This window comes from Pseudomonas sp. NUPR-002 (assembly GCF_056322725.1).
The window spans coordinates 2,740,594-2,764,744 of sequence record NZ_CM150476.1 but is presented as its reverse complement, the minus strand read 5'-3'; the positions used below and the strand labels follow the sequence as shown (position 1 = coordinate 2,764,744).

General features: G+C 58.7%; 16 protein-coding genes. 4 read left to right on the top strand and 12 right to left on the bottom strand.

Annotated features, from left to right (window positions below; all coding sequences use genetic code 11):
* Positions 1–8: 8 nt before the first annotated feature.
* The 4 genes from ACVWSC_RS12555 to ACVWSC_RS12540 form a co-directional block, all read right to left on the bottom strand.
* Complete coding sequence (locus tag ACVWSC_RS12555; RefSeq protein WP_442113951.1) at positions 9–965, bottom strand: glycosyltransferase family 2 protein; 957 nt, start codon at positions 963–965, stop codon at positions 9–11.
* A 4-nt stretch (positions 966–969) separates the two neighbouring features.
* Positions 970–1,575: an acyltransferase gene (locus ACVWSC_RS12550; RefSeq protein WP_442113950.1), complete on the bottom strand. Its 606-nt coding sequence runs from the start codon at positions 1,573–1,575 to the stop codon at positions 970–972.
* 144 nt (positions 1,576–1,719) lie between these two features.
* The gene (locus ACVWSC_RS12545) at positions 1,720–3,186 is read right to left on the bottom strand and encodes an FAD-dependent oxidoreductase (protein ID WP_442113949.1); all 1,467 of its coding nucleotides are present in this window, start codon (positions 3,184–3,186) and stop codon (positions 1,720–1,722) included.
* Positions 3,187–3,419: 233 nt separating this feature from the next.
* Positions 3,420–4,796 carry an oligosaccharide flippase family protein gene (locus ACVWSC_RS12540; RefSeq protein ID WP_442113948.1) on the bottom strand — a complete coding sequence of 459 codons (1,377 nt, stop codon included), beginning with the start codon at positions 4,794–4,796 and terminating at the stop codon, positions 3,420–3,422.
* 95 nt (positions 4,797–4,891) lie between these two features.
* Between ACVWSC_RS12540 and ACVWSC_RS12535 the strand changes: the two genes are divergently transcribed.
* The 3 genes from ACVWSC_RS12535 (at position 4,892) to galE (ending at position 10,136) form a co-directional block, all read left to right on the top strand.
* Entirely contained in the window at positions 4,892–6,418 is a 1,527-nt protein-coding gene (locus tag ACVWSC_RS12535) for an O-antigen ligase family protein (RefSeq protein ID WP_442113947.1), read from the top strand.
* A gap of 5 nt (positions 6,419–6,423) precedes the next feature.
* A complete protein-coding gene (locus ACVWSC_RS12530) occupies positions 6,424–9,045 on the top strand; it encodes a cellulase family glycosylhydrolase (protein WP_442113946.1) in 2,622 nt (873 codons plus the stop codon).
* Between the two features lie 131 nt (positions 9,046–9,176).
* Positions 9,177–10,136: a UDP-glucose 4-epimerase GalE gene (gene galE / locus ACVWSC_RS12525; RefSeq protein ID WP_442113945.1), complete on the top strand. Its 960-nt coding sequence runs from the start codon at positions 9,177–9,179 to the stop codon at positions 10,134–10,136.
* A 69-nt stretch (positions 10,137–10,205) separates the two neighbouring features.
* Here the strand turns inward: galE and ACVWSC_RS12520 are convergent, their stop codons facing one another.
* The 7 genes from ACVWSC_RS12520 to ACVWSC_RS12490 form a co-directional block, all read right to left on the bottom strand.
* Positions 10,206–11,012, bottom strand: coding sequence for a CpsD/CapB family tyrosine-protein kinase (locus ACVWSC_RS12520; protein ID WP_442113944.1), 807 nt, complete (start codon positions 11,010–11,012; stop codon positions 10,206–10,208).
* Between the two features lie 11 nt (positions 11,013–11,023).
* Positions 11,024–12,589, bottom strand: coding sequence for a GumC family protein (locus ACVWSC_RS12515; RefSeq protein WP_442113943.1), 1,566 nt, complete (start codon positions 12,587–12,589; stop codon positions 11,024–11,026).
* 20 nt (positions 12,590–12,609) lie between these two features.
* Positions 12,610–13,725, bottom strand: coding sequence for a hypothetical protein (locus ACVWSC_RS12510; RefSeq protein WP_442113942.1), 1,116 nt, complete (start codon positions 13,723–13,725; stop codon positions 12,610–12,612).
* A 26-nt stretch (positions 13,726–13,751) separates the two neighbouring features.
* The gene (locus tag ACVWSC_RS12505; protein WP_442113941.1) at positions 13,752–14,309 is read right to left on the bottom strand and encodes a polysaccharide biosynthesis/export family protein; all 558 of its coding nucleotides are present in this window, start codon (positions 14,307–14,309) and stop codon (positions 13,752–13,754) included.
* 298 nt (positions 14,310–14,607) lie between these two features.
* The gene (gene eppA / locus ACVWSC_RS12500) at positions 14,608–14,784 is read right to left on the bottom strand and encodes an EPS-associated small membrane protein EppA (protein WP_165957318.1); all 177 of its coding nucleotides are present in this window, start codon (positions 14,782–14,784) and stop codon (positions 14,608–14,610) included.
* A gap of 414 nt (positions 14,785–15,198) precedes the next feature.
* Positions 15,199–16,317: a glycosyltransferase 61 family protein gene (locus tag ACVWSC_RS12495; RefSeq protein ID WP_442113940.1), complete on the bottom strand. Its 1,119-nt coding sequence runs from the start codon at positions 16,315–16,317 to the stop codon at positions 15,199–15,201.
* Between the two features lie 71 nt (positions 16,318–16,388).
* The gene (locus ACVWSC_RS12490; RefSeq protein WP_442113939.1) at positions 16,389–17,549 is read right to left on the bottom strand and encodes a hypothetical protein; all 1,161 of its coding nucleotides are present in this window, start codon (positions 17,547–17,549) and stop codon (positions 16,389–16,391) included.
* Between the two features lie 366 nt (positions 17,550–17,915).
* Between ACVWSC_RS12490 and ACVWSC_RS12485 the strand changes: the two genes are divergently transcribed.
* The gene (locus ACVWSC_RS12485) at positions 17,916–21,761 is read left to right on the top strand and encodes a dermonecrotic toxin domain-containing protein (protein ID WP_442113938.1); all 3,846 of its coding nucleotides are present in this window, start codon (positions 17,916–17,918) and stop codon (positions 21,759–21,761) included.
* Positions 21,762–21,779: 18 nt separating this feature from the next.
* Here the strand turns inward: ACVWSC_RS12485 and ACVWSC_RS12480 are convergent, their stop codons facing one another.
* The gene (locus tag ACVWSC_RS12480; RefSeq protein ID WP_442113937.1) at positions 21,780–24,020 is read right to left on the bottom strand and encodes a putative bifunctional diguanylate cyclase/phosphodiesterase; all 2,241 of its coding nucleotides are present in this window, start codon (positions 24,018–24,020) and stop codon (positions 21,780–21,782) included.
* Positions 24,021–24,151: the final 131 nt, after the last annotated feature.

Below are 24,151 nucleotides of genomic sequence, written 5' to 3'. Positions count from 1 at the left end.
GGCTTCACCTACCGTGTGGGTTGACTGGCGAACCGAGTTGCGAACAACAACGACCAGGTCGCGCGGCTGTGCCGCCAGCAGGCCTTGATCGCTGCCCAGCCGCGCCCTTTGAGCAGCGCCTTGAGGGCCAGCACGCCATCACCCAGACTCACCAGAAACAGATGCAACAACAGCCCGGACAGGCCGTGATGCTTACGGAAGTACAACAGCTCGCTTTCGATTTGATAGGTAGAGATCTGCCGGCTGGCGGCCTCCAGTTCAGTCACCGCCTTGGAACTTTCTCCACCAATGTGCACCACGGTGGTATGCGGGTAGTACACCACTTTCCAGCCCGCCTCCTTGACCCGCTTGCAATGGTCCACTTCCTCGAAATATAGGAAGTAACGTGGATCGAACAAGCCCACCTGTTCGAGCACCTCGCGGCGTACCAGATAAAAGCAGCCGGGCAGCCAGTCACATTCACGGACCGAGGCATGGTCCCAGTCCATCTCGTCGACCATTTGCAGCCCCGGGAAAAAGCGGTCGAGCCCGGTGCGTGACAGGAAGATGTTGAACGGTGTCGGAAAGTAGCGGCAACAGGGTTGCAGGTCACCGTCGCGCCCGACCAGACGCACCCCCAGCACACCACACTCCGGGTGCTCATCCATATAGGCAATGGTTTTACCCAGGGTGTCGTCCGCAACAAACGCATCGGTGTTAAGCAGCAAGGCATACTTGCCTTGCAGATGGTCGAGCAATTGATTGTTGGCACGGCCAAAGCCGACGTTGTTCTTGTTGCTCAGCAAGAATGCTTCGGGGCACACCTCGGCCAGACGCTCCAGCGAGTTGTCGACCGAGGCGTTGTCGACCACCAGATAACTCGCCAGCTGTTCGCCATTGGCCTGGCGCAACGCGTCAAACATCGGCTGCAGCAAACCCGCGGTATTGAAATTGACGACCAGCACATCGACAGGCTTGCTCTGCATGGTGTCATTCCCCGAAAAAATACTGGCGTCTGTACGCTTCGAGTTTCGGTTCCAGTTCAGCGTCGTAAAGACCCTTGCGTTGCTTGAGCAAGTCTTTCCACGGGTAGGCCTCGCAGCGTTCCTCAACCCGTTTGAACAGCTCATCGGTACTACAGATGACCTTGGCCGGATTACCCGCGACCACGGTGCCCGGTGGTACATCTTTAGTGACGATAGCGCCGGCGGCGACAATCGAGTTGGGGCCGATGGTTACCCGCGGCATGACAATCGCACCATGACCGATATAACAATTGTCACGCACATCGATATAGCCTACCGAGTCGAGGTGCTTGTCATACAGGTAACCCAGCAAGAGCACGACCGCATCGTGGCCAATCAGGGTGCAATCCGACAACCCGACCTGGTTGCCCAGACGCACCATCCTCGGGTCCGTGATATTGCAACCGGGGTTGATAAAAACGTTGGTGCCCACCGAGTGAAAATTGCCCCAGCGGCTCAAGTACTTGCCCCATTCCCCCGCATCAGGTTTGCAGAACTTTCTGTAGGTTGAGCCTCCTCGCCCGGTTGAGTAGACATACTGCGTCATAGCACTCCGCATCCATCCAAACATACTGCTACCCTCGCAAATAAAGCACCCTGAACTGTCCCTGAGTGGCATTCGGTCTCATTCTTGTAGGCGCTGACCGAACCGCACTCACCCGCTACTACCGTGCAGCTGCCAGCCCGTCGAAGCGCCAGCCTGATCCCGCACGACTCACACCGCCTGGCTGTTCGCTGCCTTCATCTTGTCATTGAGGTGATCGGCCAGCCGTAGCGCGAATTGCAGCAGCGGCATGGTCGGGTTTGAGGCGCCACCAGTGGCAAAAATGCTGCTGCCCGCGACATACAGGTTCTCGGTGCCAAACACCTTGCAGTCCGCATCGACCACACCGTGTTCTGCTGAAGCGGCCATCCGCGTGGTGCCCATGTGGTGGGCATGGGGCGCCATTTTCAGGGGGAGCTGCGTGTCGTAGACAAAGTCGTTGAGCTTGACGTACCCCAATCCCATCGCAGCAAATTGCTTGGCCATTTCGCTGCCGATGCACTTGATGGTGTGTCGGTCGCCATCGCTGAGCGCCCAATGGACATTGACCTTGGCCACGCCCAGCGCGTCTTTCTCGTCGAGTAGCGAAACACGGCTTTGCAGGCTGGGGAACTGCTCGATCAGCGTGCTGAGCACGCCGTCGCCCGGGCAACTGAACTTGGCGATGAATTCAATCTTGCTGGCAACGCCCATTTCGCAGGCGAGGTTTTCCAGGAAGTTTTTCACTTGCGCGGTTCTGCCGTAGGTTCGAACCTGCGACAGCACCTCAGCCAGGACATTGCCTTTGCCTGCCTGGTATTCCGCCACAAAGGCATCGGTGGTGAAGTACTGTCGAGTCTCGGTGTCCTGGCCGTTGCTGAGGATAAAGGTGCCCATTTCGATGTTCAGGTGCTCCATGAAACACCCGCCAACCAGCCCTTCCTTGCGTATCACGCCGGCGTCTGCCAGCGATTCGCTGTTGAGCAGTTGCCGGGCATTCTCGATGGCCCCGGTAGCCAGTACGAAGTAACTGGCCTGCAGCGGTTCACGATTCTGCTCGTAGTCAGACACCAGCACACCGGTCAGATGCCCTGAGGCTTCATCGAACTGCAGATCGACGCAGTTGCAATTGATGAAGACATCCAGCCCCGGCGTCTGCTCCAGGGCCGTTGCATACTTTTGCGCGAAACGTGTCGGCGGGCTGAGCAGGAAGCGGTCAGCATCGAACTCCCCGCCCTTGAGGCCGACGTTTATCGCTTTGAAATCGGCACCTTGCGGCAAGTCGACGATCGCCATGGCCGCAGGCAGATAGCGCTCGATCTGCGCATAGTCGATCGGCCAGCCTGGCAACTCGCCGGGCGGGGGAACGGCAAAATCAGACGCTTCAAAAGGACGGCAGCGACCGGCCCAGTGATTGGAGGTACCGCCCAGATAGCGCAGGCGCGTTTCATGGGGAAACATATCAATACCCGTCGACTCGCACTCATAGAGCGCTTGCGAATGCGACGAATATTCGTGCCCACCGCCCTCGATCAGCACCACCTGCCAGCCGGCCTGTGCGAGTTGCAAGGCCAGGGTAATACCGGCCGGCCCGGCACCGACGATGCACACGTCATAGCTGTCGCGCAGCGCTTTTTGCGCCTGATAGTCCTTGATCATGCGTGAGCTTTCCGAAAATGCTCAGCGGGCAACACCCAGCCGTTGATCAGGACAAACCCGGCCGTTTCAGGTTCAACAGGTTTGCGCGCAGCCTCGCCGCAAAGGCCGAACACTGCCCCGCCTACACTCAACAGGACACACCGACCCAGAAAGCCTCTGCGATTCAACAGCGGAGTACAAAACTGCAGCTTCCCCATGATCTCAAGACCTTTGTCGTTCTAGTTATCCAGACATCAAAGCCATTCAAAGAAACGCGTCGCCAACAGTCCACACAGCGCGCCGACCGCCATCATCGGCAGCACGACAAGTTCACGCTTGAGGTCGAAGAAGCCGAGTTTGCAGTTGACGTAAACAATCAGCACCAGCGTCGGGAAGGTATGCAGCGCCACGCCCCAGATCGCCAGGTTCACGCCCCCAATGGTCAGCAACAGCGGTAGCAATACCCACAATGAAACCAGCCGGATCACGTTATCCATGGCCTGGTACTTGGTGTGTCCCAAGGCAATCCAGACCTGGTGAGCCAAGGTATAGCGCAAGGTGAAGAACGATAACGACAGTATAGCCAGCATTGGGCCGGCGCCAGCGTAGCGTTCATCGTACAGCCAGTTGATGAGCATCGGGCTCGCGGTCAGGAACCCTCCACCGATAAACAACAGGCCCAAGTCAGCCAGCAGCCTGAAACGATGATAGAGACTTTTCAGGCGCTCGCTGTCGCCTTCCCTCGCCGCTTCGCTGAATACCGGCAAGGACACGCCCACCACCAGGCGCATCAGCCCCATTTGAATGGAGTTGAGAATCAGGATGGCAATGGAGTAAACGCCCAGCTCCGCCGCCGTCATGCTGGCGCCAAAAACAATTCGGTCGCCGTACATGGCCAGTACCCCAACGATCGACGACAGCAGGATCCAGCGGCCAAAGGCAACCAGTTCGGCTGCAGCAGATCGGTCCCAGTGCACACGGTTTCCTGGCCCGTGCAGCGCTACGTGACTAAGGACAGTGCCGACCAGCGCGGCGACCAGCCCGGCGACCACCAACGCCCAGATCGAGCGGGTCAGGTAGCCGATCACCAGCATCGCTACCAGGCCGGCGACCTGCGACGTCAATTCGATCAGCACCACACGCTTGAGTTGGAAAGAACGCACTGCGACGTCTATGTTTGTTGATTGCAACCCGGAGATGATTGCCGAAATACCAGTGATTGCCATGACCAAAGGCAGTTCGGGCGCCGCGTAGGTGGAATCGGCGGGCCACAGCTGCGCAGCCTGGCTCAGCCACATCCCCAGCGCAATCAATTGGACCACGGCAAACAGTATGACGCTGCGCACCAGTTGCACTGTCCAGGCGGTGTTGAGGAACAGCGGGTCGTCACCCCGTTGGCTCTGGATGATGTTTTGCCGCAACCCCACGTCGGATAGCAAATGAAGGAGTACCAGCAGCGTGGTGGCGATGACCATCACACCAAACATTTCCGGTACCAGCAGGCGAGCGATGATCAGGTTGCCGCCCAGGCGCATCGCTTGCGACGCCACCAGCGAAATCAGGTTCCAGACCCCGGCGCCAATGGCGCGTTTGCGAAGGCTGGCAGGTGGTGACACATCAATCGCCGTCATGTAATCAATCCCTGACTGAATGGCTAGAAGTCACTATAGTTTCATTTAGCCATGATGCTAGCCGTCATCCACCCATGGATAGGTGCCCATAGCCGATGCCTGAACATTTACGTGCGCTTGTCGTCATTCTGCTTGTGGCTGGCGTGGTCTTCGCCATGGCCCGGCGGCCGGCAACCGACCTGATTGCGTTAAGCGACTTCAAGCGGCGGCGCAATCTGTGGTTCGTCTTGACCATCGTGGCATTTGTGTCTCACAGCTTCTGGGTGTACGCCGCCGCTGCTGCAGTGCTGCTGACCCTTGCCAGGCGCCGTGAACGCAATCCCATGGCGCTGTTCTTCATATTGCTGTTCCTCATTCCGCCGGCCATGGTGCCGGTCTCCGGTTTCGGCCTGATCAATTACCTGGTGGATGTGAACCACGTCCGCCTGCTGACCCTGTGTGTGCTACTGCCCGTCGCCCTGAGCGTGCGCAGACGCAGCGATACCCTGCCCTTTGGCCGCACCTGGCCCGACCGCGTGCTGGCCGCAAGCCTAGTGCTGATGATCCTGTTGTACTTGCGCGACACCTCGATCACCGACACCTTGCGCCAGGTGTTGTACCTGTATGTCGATGTGTTCTTGCCGTATTACGTTGCCAGCCGCGCCCTGAAAACCATCAGCGACTTCAAGGATGCCTTGCTGGCGTTCGTGCTCGCCTCGTTCGTCCTGGCGCTGATCGGTGTCGCCGAGTTCATGCGCCATTGGTTGCTGTACAACGGGCTGCTCGAAGCCATGGGCGTGCAATGGGAAATGTCCGGCTACCTGAGCCGCGGCGGCTCATTGCGTGCCAGCGCCACCACCGGGCAGGCGATTGTCCTCGGTTACGTGATGAGCGTGGCGATTGGTTTGTTCCTGTTCGTTCAGGGCTATGTGCGCAACCCGCTGCATCGCTGCCTCGGTGCCCTGCTGCTGGCCGCCGGGCTGGTCGTGCCGTTGTCACGTGGCCCCTGGATCGGCGCCGCGATTATCGTTGTCATCTTTGTCGCCACGGGCAAAAGCGCCGTCAAGCGCCTGGGCCTGCTGGCGCTGGTCGGCGTGCTTTCGCTGCCGCTGCTGAGCGTACTGCCCGGCGGCGAAAAGATCCTCGACATGCTGCCGTTCATTGGCAACCTTGAGAAGGAGAACATCACCTACCGCGAGCGTTTGCTCGACAACTCGTGGATTGTCATTCAGCGCAATCCGTTGTTCGGTTCATTCGATTTTCGCAACACCCCGGAAATGCAGTCGATGATGCAAGGCGGCGGCATTATCGACATCGTTAACACCTATATCGGCCTGGCACTACGGATTGGCCTGGTGGGCATGACGCTGTTCGTGGCGTTCTTCGTCACTATCCTGCTGGCAATCCGCAAGAGCATGCTGCTGGTTCCCGACAAAGACGACGAACAACGACAGCTCGGGCGAGCGTTGCTGGCCACACTGGTCGGCATCATGGTGATTATTTTCACCGTCAGCAGCATCACCGTTATTCCCGTGGTGTACTGGTCGATCGGCGGCCTGGGCGTGGCCTATGCGCAGATGGTCCGCACGCTCAGGTACAGCCCGGCCGCAAGCTCCGCCCGCACTGCCCTTCAACCCAGGTAATGCCAATGAATGGATGCACTTCACGCCTCGGTATTCGAGGCTCGGCACTTGTTAGCCTGATGCTGTTGTCGTTCACCTGCATGGCCAGTGACTGGCGTGTCAGCGTCGATGAACGCAATGGCCTGCCTGTCCTCACCCGCGGCGGCGGCCAGGCAATGATTTCCACGTTCGATTTTTGGGGCGCCAACTGGGGATGGACGTGGATGCCGGTCACCTTCAAGGTCGAGGCCCCCTATCGCTACAGCCTGTCGGGCAGCAACAAAGCGCTGGAATTTGATCTGAATGCCGATATCCAGAAGCAGTCAGCACAGACGATGAGCTGGAATTTCGACCTCAACGCACACAGCCGGCAGGCGGATATCATCGGCGGCGGTATCGTTTTCAATTTCGATCCAGGGTTGATCGCCGGGGAAATGGGTGATCCGGTGTTGTTACCCGACAATCGCGGTTGGTCGTGGGGTAAAAATGCCCAGGGCCCACGCGTCGAGATGCGCTTTGAGCCGCCACTGGCGAAGGTGTATTTCGAACGCGGCAACACCGATGAAGTGCGTGCATTCTTCTACAAAGACAGCATTGCCGCTGGCCGTCAGCAGATCAAAGCGGTGATGAACCTGACCGGCGACATTGCCCTGAGCCCAACGGTCAGCGAGCGTTTCGGCCTGGCCAAGCCTGATTCATGGCCAGACGATCAGCTCGACTGGCGAACCTCTCCGGTTGACCTGTCGTTTCTCAATGCCGCAGAAAAGCCGGCGGGCAAACGCGGCTTTGTCAAAGCTGACGGCGAACGGCTGCTGTTTGCCGACAACACACCGGCACGCTTCTGGGGCACCAACCTGTCGGCCTACGCGATCTTCCGCAGCTCCGATGAGGAAATCAAACAACAAGCCAAGCGCCTCTCGGCCCTGGGCTTCAACCTCGTGCGCCTGCACCACCACGACTCGGCCTGGGTGCTGCCGAACATCTTTGGCGACGGCCAGGTGGTGCACGACACCCAGCGCCTGGATGCCGAGGCGCTGCGCAAGATCGACTGGTGGATCAAGTGCCTCAAAGACGAAGGCATTTACGTCTGGCTGGACATGCACGTACAGCGCTCATTGACCGCCAACGACAACATCTACGGCTTCGATGAACTGGCAAACGCCAACGCCAAGGACGACGATCCGGTCAAACGGGTCGAACTCAAGGGCTACGCCTATGTGAACTTAACCATCCAGCAAGCGATGAAACGCTTTGCCGCAGATTACCTGACCCATGTGAACGCCTATACCGGCCTTGCCTACAAGGACGACCCGGCGATTGCCGCGGTGTTGATCACCAACGAAAACGACATCACCCATCACTTCGGCAACGCTCTGTTGCCCGATAAAGGCGTGCCCAAGCACAACCGCCTGTACATGGACGAAGCCAAGGCCTATGCCGCCCGCCACGACTTGCCCAAGGAGCAAACCTGGCGCTCTTGGGAGCACGGCCCGTCGAAGCTGTTTCTCAACGACCTGGAGCGGCGCTTCAACGTCGATATGATCGAACACCTGCGCAGCCTGGGCGTCAAGGTGCCGATCGCCACCACCAGCACCTGGGGCGGCAATGGCCTGAGTTCCTTGCCGGCACTGACTGCCGGTGATGTGATCGACGCCCACAGCTACGGCGGCGTAGGGCAACTGGAGAAGAATCCGCTGAGCAGCGACGGCATGATCAACTGGCTGGCGGCGGCGCAGGTGGCGGGCATGCCGATGACCGTCACCGAGTGGAACGCCGAACCCTTCCCGACACCGGACCGCCATTCGCTGCCGCTCTATGTTGCCGGCACCGCCAGCCATCAGGGCTGGGATGCCATGATGCAATATGCCTACAGCCAGGAAACCTTCGCCAGCGAATACGTGTCAGCCAGCAACTGGCATGCTTATAACGACCCGGGGCTGCTGGCCACCCTGCCCGCCGCGGCCTTGCTCTACCGGCGTGGAGATGTCCGCGAGGCGACCAGCCAATACGTCTTCGCCCCGAGCGCAGAAACCCTGTTCAACCGTGAGATCACCCCGAGCAATTCAGTGCTGCTGCGTACCGCCATGGAAAAAGGCAAATTGCAGATCGCCATGCCCGCTACGCCGCAACTGGCGTGGCTCAAGCCAAGCACCCTCGCCGCCACAGCCCAGACATTCACTGACCCTGAGCAGTCGTTACTGGAGGCGAACGCCAGCGAATCCACAGTCGATACCGGCGAACTCAAGCGCAACTGGCAACAAGGCCTCTACACCATCGACACCCCGCTGACACAAGCCGCCACCGGCTGGCTCGGCGGCAAGCCGGTCAACCTGGGTGACATACAGGTCCAGGTGAAAACGCCGTATGCCAGCGTCGTCGTGCAATCACTGGATGCCAAGCCATTGAGCCAGTCGCGCGACCTGTTGATTTCCCTCGGCACCCGCGCGATTGCCAAAGAAAACGGCCAGACCCCATTTCATGTCGAACCCCTCGAAGGCACGTTGAAGATCAAGGCACCCGCGGGCCTGAAACTGTTCAGCTACACCCGCCAAGGGCCACTCAAAGCACTACCGACGGCTTACCAGGACGGGTACTACACCCTCACCTTCGAGCCGCAACAAATGTCCAATTGGCTGTTCTTGAAATAGGGCATATCGCCATCTACCCTCAGGAAAGGCCTATACCGCCACCGCTTCATCACGCACGGCAGCACCTGATTCACAGATTGCCCACAGACGCCGCCCGGCGTCTGTAGCTCGACAGATTCCAGGAGGGTTGGATGAAGTTTTTGGTTATCGGTGGCGCAGGCTATATCGGCTCGCACATGGTCAAGCACCTCATGGACAACGGCCACGAAGTGGTGGTGGCCGACACCTGCCCTACAGGTCCGCAGATCAAATGGGTCGAACTGAACATCGCCGATGCGCACGCCCTCGATGCGCTGTTCGCCGAGTACCCGTTCGATGCGGTGTTCCATTTTGCCTCGTTCATCCAGGTCGGCGAGTCGGTCTCAGACCCCGGCAAGTACTACCAGAACAATGTGGCGGCCACCCTGACCCTGCTGCAGGCTATGGTCCGTGCTGGCATCAGCCGGTTGATCTTTTCGTCCACCGCAGCGGTGTATGGCGACCCGCAGTATGTACCGATCGATGAAGCGCACCCCAAGGCCCCCATCAACCCCTACGGGCGCAGCAAATGGATGGTGGAGCAGATGCTGGAAGATTTCGACCATGCGCACGGGCTGAAGTCAGTGTGCTTGCGTTACTTCAATGCCGCCGGTGCAGACCCGGAAGGTCAATTGGGCGAATGCCACGAACCGGAAACCCACCTGCTGCCGCTGATACTGCAAGCCGCTTCCGGCCGCCGTGCCTCGATCACCGTCTTCGGTCGTGACTACCCGACACCCGACGGCACCTGCATCCGTGACTATATTCACGTTGCCGACCTGGTATCGGCGCATTCGCTGGCCGTGGACTACTTGCTGGCAGGCGGAGCCAGTACGTGCTTCAACCTTGGCAACGGTCAGGGTTTTTCAGTGCAGCAAGTGATCGATGCAGCGTGCAGCGTGACCGGTTGCCAGATCATGGTCAGCGATGCGCCGCGCCGCGCTGGCGACCCGCCAAGGCTGGTGGCCGATGCCAGCAAGGCCAAGGCCGTGCTGGGCTGGCAACCGCAGTTCGCGTCTCTGGAACAGATCGTTGCCCACGCCTGGCGCTGGGAACTGAAATACCCTTGGTAGGAGCGGGCTTGCCCCGCGATGCGATGTGTCAGCCACATCGCAATCGCGGGGCAAGCCCGCTCCTACCGGTCAATAGTAAGAACGCGGCTGTACTTCGGCCTTGTTCAGCACCGTGCCGATCACGTTGGCCCCAGCCAGATGATACAGGCAGTCTTCGATCTCTTTCTTGTTGTTCACGCCGTTGGCCACTACCAGCAGCACACAGTCGAACTTCGGCAGCACGGTGATGGCGTCGTCAGAGCTCAACAACGGCGGCAGATCGAAAATGCAGATACGCGAGTCATAACGCTCACGCAGGTCGTTGATCAGGTTGTTGACCTTGGGCGAAGACAGCACCTCGGTCGACAACGGCACTGGTTGTCGGGTCGGTAGCACCACAAAGCGCGGGAGGGTCGGGTTGACCAGCACCTCTTCCAGGCTGGCACTATTGGCCAGCAGCTCATTGAGCGACTTTTCCATTGGCAGGCCCAGGCTTGCACCGACACGAGGACGACGCAAATCGAAGTCCACCAGCAACGCGGTCTTGGTGGTGTGGTGGGCAATACTCATGGCCAGGTTGATCGCCAGCACTGTCTTGCCTGCTTCGGGTGTCGGCGAGGTAATGGCCAGCGTGCGCCAGCCATTCTCTTCCATGGTCTGCAGTACCTGAGTGCGCAGCAGATCGAAAGCCCAACTCATGTTCGAGTTCTTGTTGAACGCGACAATGCGATTGCGCTCCAGGTGCTCGGCACGCAGCGGCACGACCCTGGTTTTCACGTAATCGAACTGTCCCAGCACCTCAGGCTGCTCACTCGCAGGCGCAGCCTGCGGCACCTCCGGGGTAACGGCGCTAACCTGATGAATGTTTTTTCCAATCGCCGGTGTGATCCTGTCCATCGCTGCCGTCCCTATTCAAACCGAGCTAATGCTTTAAATAGCAGAAGATCCAACGGCATGTAGAACATGTGCAGGATCACCAGAAATATCGCAAACAACACCAGCGCAGCGACAACCATCAGCTTGCGCCACTTCTTGCGCTGCGCCAGTTCGGCCTGGGTGGAAATGTACGGAACGGCGACCAGCACCCGTTTACCCAGCACGCTCTCCAGGGCGCCGACGCCACGAATGCGCGACTTGATCATTTCCAGCAACATCACCAGCGCACCGGCACCGGCAGGCGCCAGCACCAAGCCCAGGGCGACGATTTTCTTGCGGTTCGGCTTCACCGGCTTCTCTGGCATCAGCGGTGGCTCGAGCAGCACAAAGCGTTCGGCCTTGTTCTCTTGCTCCAGGCTTTCGGTGATTTTCGCGCCCATTTCCTTGGCGCGAATCTCTTCGTATTTTTTGCGCGCATTGTCGTGGTCACGCATCAGGGTCACCAGACCACGCTCAACCTGCGGGGCCTCGAGAATTTCTGCCTCGTAGCCTTCCATCTTCTTCACCAGCTCGCGCTTCTGCTCAGCCAGCGAGGCGATGCGTTCCTGCGCAGCACCGATCCGGGTTCTGACCCGGGCAACGTCGAGGTTCACCGACGCCCCGGCGACAGCACGGCCACCGGAGGCTTCGAGTGCATCGATCTTGCGTTTGACCGCCACCACATCCGGGTGCGCGTCCTTGTATTTGCTCAGCAGCCGCGTGTACTCCGCCTTCAGGCTTGGCAAGTCCTGCGGCAGATCGGCACCCGCACTTCGGGCACTTTCGGTCTTGGTGGCCAGGCCAGCATTGGCCGCCGACAGCTCCAGCTCCAGGTAGCGCAGTTCCTCTTGCGCGGTTTTGTAGTCGCGATCGACTTCGCGGAACTCAAGTTCCGAACGCGACAACATACTCATGCGCAGTGCCTGATGTTCGGGCAAGGCATTGGCGTGGGTCTGCTTAAAGTCGGCCAACTGGTTTTCCAGGCTAGCCAGCTCGGCACCGAGCTTGTTCGCTTCCTGGGTCAGGAACACCGTGGTTTCGTTGGCGCGCTCGGTGCGTTGCTTGAGGTTTTCGTTGAGGAACAAGGTGACCAGTTCATTGGCCACCTCCTTGGCGACTTCCGGACGCTTGTGCTCGAACGACACGTTGAACGCCACCGTCGCCTCGCCACGCCCCTTGACGTAAGTGCTGAGCGAGGCCACCACAATCGAGTTGCGCATCAGGTCAATCTTGTCCGAGTCGCTGAAGCGCCTGCCCTTCTCGGTAAACAGCTGGTACTTGTCGACAATGCGCAGCAGATTCTCGCGGGTCATGACGCGCTGGCGAATGATCTCGATGCGCTCATCGGCAAAGGTGTTGTTGTTCGCAGACACCAGGTCCGGGGAAATCTGCTGCGACTCCACCAGAATGGTGCCGGTCGATTGATAGATGGGGGGGACGGTCACCGCGACCACCACGGTCACCGCGAGGATGACCACGATGCTCAAACCCAACAGCAGGGCTCGGTCCTTGATAATGGCTATGTAATCGTTGAGGGACATCTCGTATTCAGATTTCATAGAGGCCACACTGCCGAAATTCAGAGGTCGGGAAGTCTGTAGGTCAGCGTCAATCCAACGACTGTTCCTACAGCATCGGGTAAGCCGTCTTGCTGGCGTTCCTTGTACATCAACGATAGGCGCAGATCCCAAAAAGGCGAGAGCTCGCGGCTGGCCCATACGCTGTACGACTGATAGGTATTGGGCGTTTGCCCTTTACTGTCTTGCCATGACGCTTCGAGGCCGACGCGACTGGTCTCGTTCACCGCATAACTCCAGGTACCACGCACCTGATCGATCTCGGCGAAACCGCCCTCGGCGTTGGCGACGGTGCTGCGCTCGGCGCTGATGCTGGCGTCTGCGCGATCACCAAGGTAGCGCAGGGATAGCCCCCCTTCGCCACGCTCACCGCCATCATCGCCGGAGGCTTTGTTCATGCCCACATGCGCAACGCCTTCCAGGCGCTCGGAGAACTGGTACTTCACCCCGACCGTCGGCGTGTAGTTGTTCACCGCCGACGAGGTGCTGTCATCATCAGGCTCGTAACGCCTGACACCAATGCCGGTGAAGAACGCCGTGCGCTCGCTCCAGGCGTAGGTCAAGGTCACGACACTCGACAGTTCGCTGTAGTCGGTCAGCGAGTCGATGTCGTAGCGGGCACGGCTGTACCGGGTCTCGTTGTCCAGGGTGGTGCGCTCGGTGAGCGCGTGGCTCCAGTTGCCCGCCACCGAGTACATCTTCTGCGTGCCGTCGGTGGTCACCACACCGGTGTCCAGCACGGTGCCCGACAGTGTCGAGCTCTCGATGTACTGCGCCAGCAGACCGTAACCGCCTCGCTCGGTTTTACGCTGCCAGCCCAGGCTGACATTCGGGTCTTCACGGTCCGAGACAATGTCGGTGTCGGACGAGCGCAGCACGTGCAGGCCCAGACCAAAGCGCAACTCATCGCGATCGTACGTCCCGACCAGGCTGTAGTCAGGCGCGATAATGGTGTTGGTGACGCCCTTCTCGTCCGAGGTCAACAGCAAAGGATTGCTGTCGTACTCAACCGTGGTCGGCACCGCCACCGAGGAATGCCAGATGGCCGCCTGAGCCCCGTGCGGGTACGGCAAGATCAACATTGCCGTTGCAACACTGGTGATTCGTAGGCGCGCCACTCGCGGTGTCGAAACTTCAGGCCCAGTCAAGGTACGACCAACGTATCGCCGGCCTGAAGTTGGATGTTGGTGGACATGTCATGTCCGGAGACCAAATCCTTGTAGCGCACCGGCAGTATCTGTTGACGATCGCCGTTGCGACGCACCACTTTGATGGCGCTTTCATCCGCGAATTTGTCCAGGCCGCCTGACATGCTCAGGGCCTGAAGAACCGCCGTCGGGCCTGCCATCTGCACTGGGCCTGGTTTGATCACCTTGCCCTGCACATAGACGAGGTTACCGGCGATGCTGGTGACAACAACGCTGACGTTCGGATCAGGTAGGAATTTTTCAAGCTTTTCGGCGACCTCCTTGGCCGCAGTGCTGGCATCCAGCCCGGCAACATCAACGGTGCCTGCCAACGGAAAGGTAATACTGCCATCAGGAAGGACGGTGGTTTCCTGGCGCAGGCTTTCTTCGCCCCAGACCGAAACCATCACTTTGTCACCGGGGCTAAGCAGATAAGCCGTGCCTTTTTCATTGGCAGTGCTCGCACCGGACCAGACCATCAGTACGCAGAGCGTAGAAAACAACAAACGCACCATGGGATCCCTCCGGCCAAGTGGCCTACAAAGAGCACTGAATGAGAACAACGCACAACCTCTCGCTCCACTTCACAGCCCACACTACCGACTGTTATGGCCTGATCGTCCTGCAGGCCTTTCACCGTGACGCCCCAACCGCCCCCTGCAGCGCTGCTGCCTTATGGCTGTTGGCATTTGCAATATAGCAATGGCTTGGGATTTAACAAGGTGCTGGCAAGCCTGACGTCGGTACCCTTCAGGAAGTGCACATACACCTTTCGCATTAGTTGCAATGGTAACGCTCGAGAACAATGTTCACTTACACTTTGCGCCGATTGGCCACTGCAATAAAACCAATCACTGCAAACGCAAATAACCACCCTGCCGTGGTACTCGACACAACGCTCGTTTTATTCACGAACGAGTCGGCAGCCCCGGCGGCACCGCTCAACAGTACAAACAGAAAAATAGACTTGATGAACAGTGTCGAGCGCATAATCCCCTCCAGCAAAGAGGATAAAAACGTTAGTCGGGCGGAAGATTCTGTCGTTGATATTTGGAGCTTATGGGCACTGTGACACTACGTCAATGATCCGACACCATAATAAATCTCAATGGATGCCTATCCACCTCGTCAAATTGTCGTCACTCAGCTTTTGCGTTGCTTGTACCACGGGTGACGAACGCTCTAGGATGGGTATTTGCGGCTGCCCAACAGCTTTTTTCAGCGAGTTTGACAGGGGTGAAAAATAATCAGAATCAGAGGTTCAGAGAACATTCCCGGAAACTTGAATGTCACAATCGAGAGTGCAATGTGTTTCATTGCTGAGAGAACGAACACCAATGCGTTTAATTCGCATCCCGTGATTTGCCGCAGCACCGCCCCTGCTACAGGCAACCCTTTGCACCCTCAGCAGGGAAACAAGTCAAGGGTCCGCTCGACTTCGTCGATATCGATAGTAAAACCATCGCCGTCTGGCGTACCGACGACAAAACCGAAATGCTGATGGTCACGATCGGTCAGGTATTTGTAGTAACTGACGAAGCGGTTGGGCGGCTGCAGCGTCAATAACGCGCCACCTGACTCCAGGACATTGACCCCATGAACCAGCTGGCTACCCTCTACCCCCACCACCATCCTGGCGCCGGCACAGGCGGCGACAATGGCTGGCACCTCGGTTCTGAGCGGGTCAACAATGCGAAACCCCCGAGTTTTATGCAGGTGTTCGGCAATCTGCAGTTCATTGCGCAAAAAGCGCAAATCGCCATCGCCGCCGCGCAACAGGAATACCCCGGGGTGCGACTCATAGCGCACCTGTGAGCGCAGCTTGTCGCCCATGGCCCGGTAGCGTTGGTGCCTGCTGCGATTGTTGCTCATGTCGTCAAACAGCACCACTTCGTGGAAAAACGCACTGCGCAGGCGATACGGGCGCATGTCCAGCAAGTCTTCGTAATCAGGCGCCTGGGTGAATAGCGGATACCTCGCCGACGGCGCAGTGGTCACCGGAACACCTTCATTACAGGCCAGCGCATAGGTCACACAATCTTCCATCAACCAGGTACCGAACCAGGTATTGCCATTTTTCGTGCAGTACACCGCCGCGCGCTCGATCTCGTTCTCCACCAGAATCGGTGGGAAGTTGCTGGGCCGCAACGACACCCAATGGCTGGCATTGCCTTTGTACAGCGCGCCATCGACCATCCACACGTTTTTGATCAAATAACCGCGTGTCGGCCCCTCTTCTAACTTCAGACCGCCTTGCATGGTCTGCGCGGGGTGTACAAACGGAAAAAAACGTTTCGCCTCCCAACCTGTTACGCGCTCCAGCTGATTGGGCAAATAAAATGCCGGTGGCGAAATCGATGTCTCGCCCGGGGCAATTTCCCAGCTTTTTGCGGCGATATGTTTTAAGTCAACGCCGACACTACCAGTTAAGCGCTTTCTGGCCAGGTACTTATAAGCGGCAAGTGTCCATTTGCTTGAGTCAGTAGCCGGTAAATTGCTGAAATTCGAGACATTACTACCCATGAGGCGCCCTCCTTTAAAGCGGGGCCAATTACCAGGCGCAGCGCAATAGTGAGTTCAGCAACGAACGCTATTTAGCTGGATAGAATCCGTTCCATTGCCGGCGGAGATTGTAAGTTGGCGTAGCGACTTCGCAATGTTTCAAGAAACCCTTCACCCGAAGTTTTCGCGCCGTATATATAAATCTTGTGCAAGCCGCCAAATACCATTTCATGGTAACGACTGGCGAATTCTTCATCGCTGGGCCCATCCGGCAGGCCAAGATGCAAGGTCAACTTGTTGCCTTCAACCGCAAACAACGGCGTTTCCCACAGAAATTTTGCAGTGCCTGTTTTGGGCAGTCGCACGAACATGAACGCACTGTTACCCAGCGAATCGATATCACCCCCGCGTCGGCGCTTCCACTTCAATAAGCCATCATCCGGACGCGCCAGGCAAAGTCCGATATCGTAATAGTCGTAGCCCTGCTCCAGCGCCCACTCCAGTGCCATGAAAGTAGTAATGGAATTAACTTCCCGTAGTTTTTTAGCGTCCGAAAAAATAGCTTCACGGTAACCAAAACGCAGGGTGCTCCAATAGCGTTTGCCTTCTCGTGTTATTTCACAACCCAGGTGACAGGCAACGATTTCATCGCCCTGCATAATCAAGTCGAGGCGTCCGACCGTCTTGGCCAGGCGAAACACTTCTTCGGTGGGAAACTGCACGGCATGGATACCCTGCCGGGCGGTGACATACGGCCGAAGCATGAACTCGTCGGCCATCGCGATTTCTTCGTCCGACACCGTCCTGCGCATGGAATACAGCGGCCGGTTCTTGCGAATGCTACGGCGCAGCTCGCTGTCGTAGCGCGAGGTGATATCTTCCAGCGAACGCCCCAGCGGCACCACTGCGCTCAAGTAATGCGGTACGTTCAACGCCCCGGAGGTGGGCATTTCACTGACCACCACCACATGATTGGAGGTGTCAGCTGTGGCCTGGGCCGCAATCTCTGGCGCTGCGGCCTTGTCCAGATGCTTGCCGCCAATCAACAGCTTGGCCATTTCTCGCCGCTGCTTTCTGCCGATATAGAGAAATTCGTATGGGCTTTGCTGCTGCAACCTGAACCTGGCAATCTCCCAGCGCCAAAAGCACGAACGGGCCAGCACCTCTTGTAACCGGCCTGAAACGCGTCTGATCTCGTAGCGCATTGAAGGTGAAATGTATTTCCGGGCTAGTACCGCCAAGTTCTCTTTCATTTCTTCTTCGACGTCCTTTGCTGTTGTCTGGTGGGCAGCTCAGAAAAACATCAGGGTGCAACTCGAATTTCACGCTTATACGCCTGATAAATAAGACTTTATTGGCAATCTAGCTTTATCACATTCAGTAACAATTAAAGATCCAAGGCAACCACTTTGCAAGACACAAATTGCGGCATTTGGCCATTAATTTTATGGCGTCAATTTTCCTTGCAAGCCTGATCTGTACGAGCCTGCGTCTCTATCGGAAGTTCCTCCTCGTTAACGCCTGGCGGGCAAGCCAGCACCCAGCGTAAACAACTATGTACCACCGCTGCCAGGGTTACATCCTGCTTCCTGAGTGCCCTTCAAACAGGAGCACCCAACATGCCCTCGATCGCCCTGGAAAACCCGCACCATCACTTCCTGCAGCGCCAGTTACCCCCCTGGGCCCAACACGCTGTCCCTTCGTTGTGGCATCGCCTGCTCGACGCGGTTGTGCCTGCTCAAGGCACGCTGGACGAACAAGCCGCCTGGTTTGCCAATGCCGCCCCCGATCTGCGCGAGGCAGTTCAAGCCAGCCAGGCTCGCTTGATGCACTCACAACGGACCTTGGCTCGCGCATTGAAAGGGTTGAAAAACATTGCTGAATTTGCCGAACCTTTGCTGGCGCACGCATTGCTGAGCCAGCATCAGTTTTCCGCCTCACTGCGGACCACTGAACTGATCCATATCCACCACCTGTTCACCTGGGAAACCTACGTCAGCAGTAGCGAATGCCGCAGCCTGCTCGAAGCGGCGTTACACAATTTCGAAGAGGATGTGCAGTTCAGCCGCGAAAGCGCCCTGGCGCTGGCCGGCAACATACAGGTGGAGAAAACCAAAGTGATCGGCAAGTCGCCTCTGGGCGACAGTGAAACACGGGTAGACATCACCCTTGACTCCGAGACCTATCAGATCACGCCGCTAAGCCTGGCCCCCGAGGCATTCGCACGCACCTGCCGCGAACTCGACCTTGGCCAGCTTTACCAGGATCACCTCAGCACGCATCTGGCCCCAGCGCACATCGCAACCTTGATCACCAAGGTGCACCAGGACCGCCTGCGCCTGGCGGCAGATATTGCCTACCTGCGTCTACGTATCAACGGAGCAGCTCTGGACTCCGTGCAAGCCATGCTTAGCGACGACACCTCGGCGCGCAGTTGTAGCCAACTGAGCGTGTTCGGTATTGTCTTGCACGAGACCCTGGTTATCGATCTGGATCACGCGGGTTTGCTTCTCTACTTGCCCGGCCAGGACGCTGAGCTGCAGCAGTTCGATAGCCTGCTTACTCTGCACGACCATCTGCGCGACGCTTTGTTGTCGGCTGAGGTGCGCCAGCGTTTTCTCGCCTACATGCCGCACGACCAGCAAGCCACCTTCCTCAGCCGTTTGCACCAGAACCTCGACGCCGATGACCATACGCCCGATGATCAACGCTGGCCTTTGCGAAACGAGGCGGACCTGCGCCTGGCCAAGGTCGCCATCGACGGACAGCTATACGATTTTCTGCACCAGGATGCGCTTGCTCGCCTCAAGGCTGAAGCACGCCAGATAGCAGTGCCTACTGCCGAGGTCGACGAGCAGGAACGTAAACGGCGCCTGGCACTCTGGGAAAGCGTCAGCGTCAACACCCTGATGCTGGCCGGCATGTTCATTCCCGCCGTCGGCGCGCTGATGATCTACGTCATCGCCTACCAACTGCTCGATGAAGCCTACGAGGGCTACCAGGCATGGAGCGTGGGTGACCGCCAGCTGGCGATGCGCCACCTGAAAGTGATTGGCCTGAACCTGGCAGTGATCGGCGGCGTGCATGTCGCCGGCAAATATTTGCCCAAGCTGTTCAACAGCACGCTGATGGAAAACCTCGATCCCGTCACGCTCCCCGACGGCAACCCGCGCCTGTGGAAGCCGGACCTCGCAGCGTACCGAAGCCCGGTGCAGTTGCCAGAAAGCCTCAAGGCTAACGCCCAGGGTCAGTACCGCTACCAGGGCCGTTATTACATCCGCATGGACGGCGCATGGTACGAACAACGTTTTGACGCCGACCTGCAGCGCTGGCGCATCGCCCATCCAACCGATGCGCAAGCCTATCAGCCACGCCTTGAGCACAACGATGAGGGCAGTTGGCGCGCAGAGCATGAACTGCCGCAGCACTGGTCCCCAGCAACCTTGGTAAGGCGCCTGGATCACCGCCTGGAAGGGTTCAACGACGAGCAACTTAAACAGGCCATGCGTATCAGCGGCATCAGCGCCGAGCAACTGCGCTATATACACCTGGCCAATGACCGGATACCAACTTTGCTGGCCGACACACTGCAACGCATGTCGATTGAAGGTCAGGTGCAACGTGCCCTTGGCAACACCCCGGGAGCAGATACCGAAGCACTGTTCGAACAGCTGTACAACGGCTCACTCCCTGCCAGCACCGCGCAGGCGCGATTGATCGCACAGTACCCACGCATCAGCCTGTCGATGGCCAGGCGTTTGCTCGCGCCCCTGAGCCCGAGTGAGCTGCTGGCGCTGGACGGCCAGACGGCACTTCCGGCCTGGCTGCAACACGCCGCTGAACAACTCTCCAGTGACCTGCCTTTGGCACGCGCACTCGAAGGCCTGGCGCTCCCTCGTTTGTCTGGCCGCGATACTGAACGACTTGCCCTGCTGGCAATGCGGCGCTTGCCGGGCTGGCCTTCCAGCCTGCGCCTGGAGTTGCGCGCCGGTAGCGCAGAGGGGCCAGTGCTCGCCGAGGCGGGAACCAACGACGCAACAACGCGGCGGGTGCTGATCAAAAGCGCCGAAGGCTATGAACCCTTCAGTTACGACACACCGCGTCCCGGCGAGAGCACTACTGACCTGTGCACGGCAATCGCACGCACGTTGCCGGCCAAGCTGCGCCAAAGTATGGGCCTTGAGCAATCGGCCGGTGAGACGCTGCGCTTGCGCCTGCTCAAAACTATCAATACCGACCGCAAGCTATGGACACACCGACTGTTCAAGCCTAGCAACGGCTGGCCCAAGCAGACAGGGCTGCGTGGCGGTGCACCCTTAGACCCAACGCCCCCTGCTAACTCAGCACCGCACTTGCGCAGTTCCCTGATCGCACGTTACCGGCGGCTGTTCCCAAATGCCGGCGACCAACAAATCCAGCAACTCTTTTCACAGTGGCAGCGGGAAACCCGCTTCATCTCTGTGGAATTGCAGGCGCTGGAAGACCGCCTGGAAGCCTTGCACCGTGACTTGCGGCTTTGGGCCGGGAACCTCCCCCGGCGGCAACGCGCTATCAGGACCATCACGAACGCCTGGCGACGTATCTCGACCCAGGCGGCATTCAACGCCGAGCAGTTATTCCAGCTCGATCTGGCGCACCTTGAACTGGAAGACGTGGACATCCTTGAGCTGGCCTTGCCCGATGACTTCCAGCACGTGCAAACCGTCGACCTGAGCGGCAACCCGGCGCTGAGTTCGTTGCCGGCCGAGTTCCTTGAGCGCTTCCCGCAACTGAGCTGCCTTTACCTGCGCAATTGCCGCTTCTCGCGCATTCCACAGGTCGCCAGCCCACAAGAGCTGAATTGGCTGGACCTGGAGGGTAACCGCATCACCTGGGATGCCTGGAACCAGGTTGCCCTGAACCGCCTGCAAAATCTGGACATGCTCGACTTATCCAGCAATCCCTTGATCGAGTCGCCCAGTCTGTACGCCATGCCTAGATTGCGCTCCCTGCACCTGGCCAACTGTAGCCTCACCCAGCTCCCTGAAGGCATCGCAACACTCGAAGCGCCAACGCTGATCAATCTGGAAGACAATCAATTCCAGTCACTGCCGCGAAACTTTCATATACCGCGTGCCCACGGGGCGGCCATGCGCCTGCTCAGCGACGCGCTGAGCCCTGCAATGCGAGAGCAGATCACCACCTACTACATGGAAAACGGTGTGGACCTGATGCTGGCCGACAGTGACTACGATGAATTGTTGGAGGGTATCAGCGCCGTGCAGCGTGCACTGTGGGAGCGCCTGCCGTTGGATTTCCGCCGCGACCTGTGCTCGTTGCTCGAAGAGGATGACTACATCGCCGACCCGCAAGGCGCGCAAGCGGCTGTGTGGGCACGCCTGGAGCGTATGGATCGGGACGCCGACTATTTTGCCCGGGCCGTGGACCTGGGCGGCGATCACTTGCTGCAATTGCCGCTGGATTGAGCGCAGCCTCGAGCATCGTCAGTTGCAGGGTTGCAGCTGCCAGGTCTGGTGATCCTGTAACCAGGCCTGCAGCGCCTCGGCAGGCATCGGTCGCCCCATCAAAAAGCCCTGGCCCTGATCACATCCGGCATTGCGCAGGAACTGATACTGAGCCAGGGTCTCGATGCCTTCGGCAGTGATGCGAAAGCCCAGGGCGTGCCCCAAGTCGATGATTGCGCGGGTAATGGCCACCGCGTCATCATCACCGGGCAAGTCCTTGATGAAAGCCCGATCGATTTTCAAATGATCGATGGGTAAGGACTTCAAATAAGCCAGCGATGAGTAGCCAGTGCCGAAGTCGTCCACGGCAGTCGCCACCCCCATGGCCTGCAATTGCGCCAGGGCCGCGCAGGCCTGTTGCTGGCTTTCCATCAGCAGGCTTTCGGTGATTTCCACCTCCAGCAGGTTAGCGGGCAAATCGTAGCGTTTAAGCATCTGCGACAGGCTGGCTACATAGTCACTGCGCTCAATCTGCAAGGCCGCAACGTTGATTGCCACCGGTCCCGGCAAACAGTCGGCGGCACGCCAGGCGGCGATCTGTGCGCAGGCAAGATCGAGCACTTTTTCACCCAAGGGGATGATCAGCCCCGTGCGTTCGGCCAGCGGAATGAACTGCGCCGGCGACACCAGGCCATGCTGCGGGTCGCGCCAACGTAACAGCGCTTCAGCGCCTTTGACGCGGCCACTGAACAAATCGATCTTGGGTTGGTACCACAACTCGAACTCATTGCTTTTCAGGGCCCTGCGCAGGTTGTGCTCCAACGACAGCTGTGCCTGCAAGCGCAGGGTCATGTCGGGGTGATACAAGCGCCAGGCATTGCGCCCGCTCTCTTTGGCCGCGTACATGGCGGTGTCGGCATGGCGCAGCAAACGATCGCTGCTCTGACCATGTTCGGGGCACCAGGCCAGGCCAATGCTGCCGGTGACCAATGCGGCGTTACCGTTGAGTTCGAACGGCAGCTGCAGCGCTTGCAACAGGCCTTGCACCTGCTCGATACACACCTGTTCGGCACCGGTTAGAAAGAAGGCAAACTCATCGCCACCCAGGCGGCACAGGCCATCCTGATCATCGACCAATTGCACGAAACGCGCCGTGGCCTGTTGCAGCAACAGATCGCCCATCGGATGCCCAAGGCTGTCATTGACCTGTTTGAAGCCGTCGATGTCCAGCACCAGCACCGCCAACGGCTTGTCGCCACCGATCGCCTGTGTCAGGCGCTGATTGAACAACACCCGGTTAGGCAGGCCGGTGATCAAGTCAAAATGCGCGAGCCGCTCCAATTGCGCCTGCGATTGTTTGAGTTCATGGTTGCGCAAATGAATCAGGCGATTGCTGCGGTTGAGCTGAGCGACGAACACACTGAACAAGCCGGTGCAGGTCAAGGCAAACAGAAACAGCGGCGAGGCGAACAGGCTCATCGACGGCCAGCCACCCAACGGGCGCGCGGCCAGTTGCCAGAGCCCGCCCGGCACATCGACATTCACGGTGACGGCATGTTCGTCGAACAGGTTCGGGTCACCCCAGATCATTCCGCCCGCCGAACCCTGACCATCCGCGCCACGCAGCGCCATCTCGAACCCTGGGTCCAGATCCAGGCCAGCGGCACTGAGCAAGCGGTCAATGTCGGCAACGATCGAGACATTGCCCCAGTACATCTTCACGCCCTTGTGTCCCTTGAGAAACACCGGTCGCCGGTAGATCAGCCCGCGCCCGCCCTGATACAGCTGCACCGGGCCGGCCAGCACCGGACTGTAATGGTCGCGCGCACGTTGCAGCATGGGGTATTGGTCGGGCAACCGCCGGTAGTCAAGGCCGATGACACTGCGGTTGCCAGTCAACGGGTAGACATCGGCAATCACATCGCCCGGGGCCAGGGAAACGTGGCGGATATGCGGCACCGAGGCCATCGCCTGACGCGCCATGTCACGAAAGTGCTCGGAACTGATCTGCCCGTCGGCGCTGAGCAACTGCGCAATGCCTTCGGTTTCACCAAACGCCGAACGCAACTGTGCTTCCAGCGCCGCGCGCACACCCGAGAGCCGCGCCGCCGCGTTGGCCACCAATTCGCTTTCCTGGCGCTGCACATCCAGACGCCCCAGGGCCACGGAAAAGCCAATGCCAATCAGCGCAAAGCCGATCGGCAACAAGCGATTGAGGGTGATGCCCAGGGACGCAGGCAGGACCCATTTATTACCAAGGGCGAGAATTCTCGAGCTCATAGGTCCATTATTCGCGGCGGATTACTGCTTTATCGGCATTCACGGAACAATATTGAGTGAGGCTGGCTTTTTTTAGCAGGCTGGCGTTATGCTCGAACTGAAACGTTTCACCCATCACAGAAAAAGAGGTG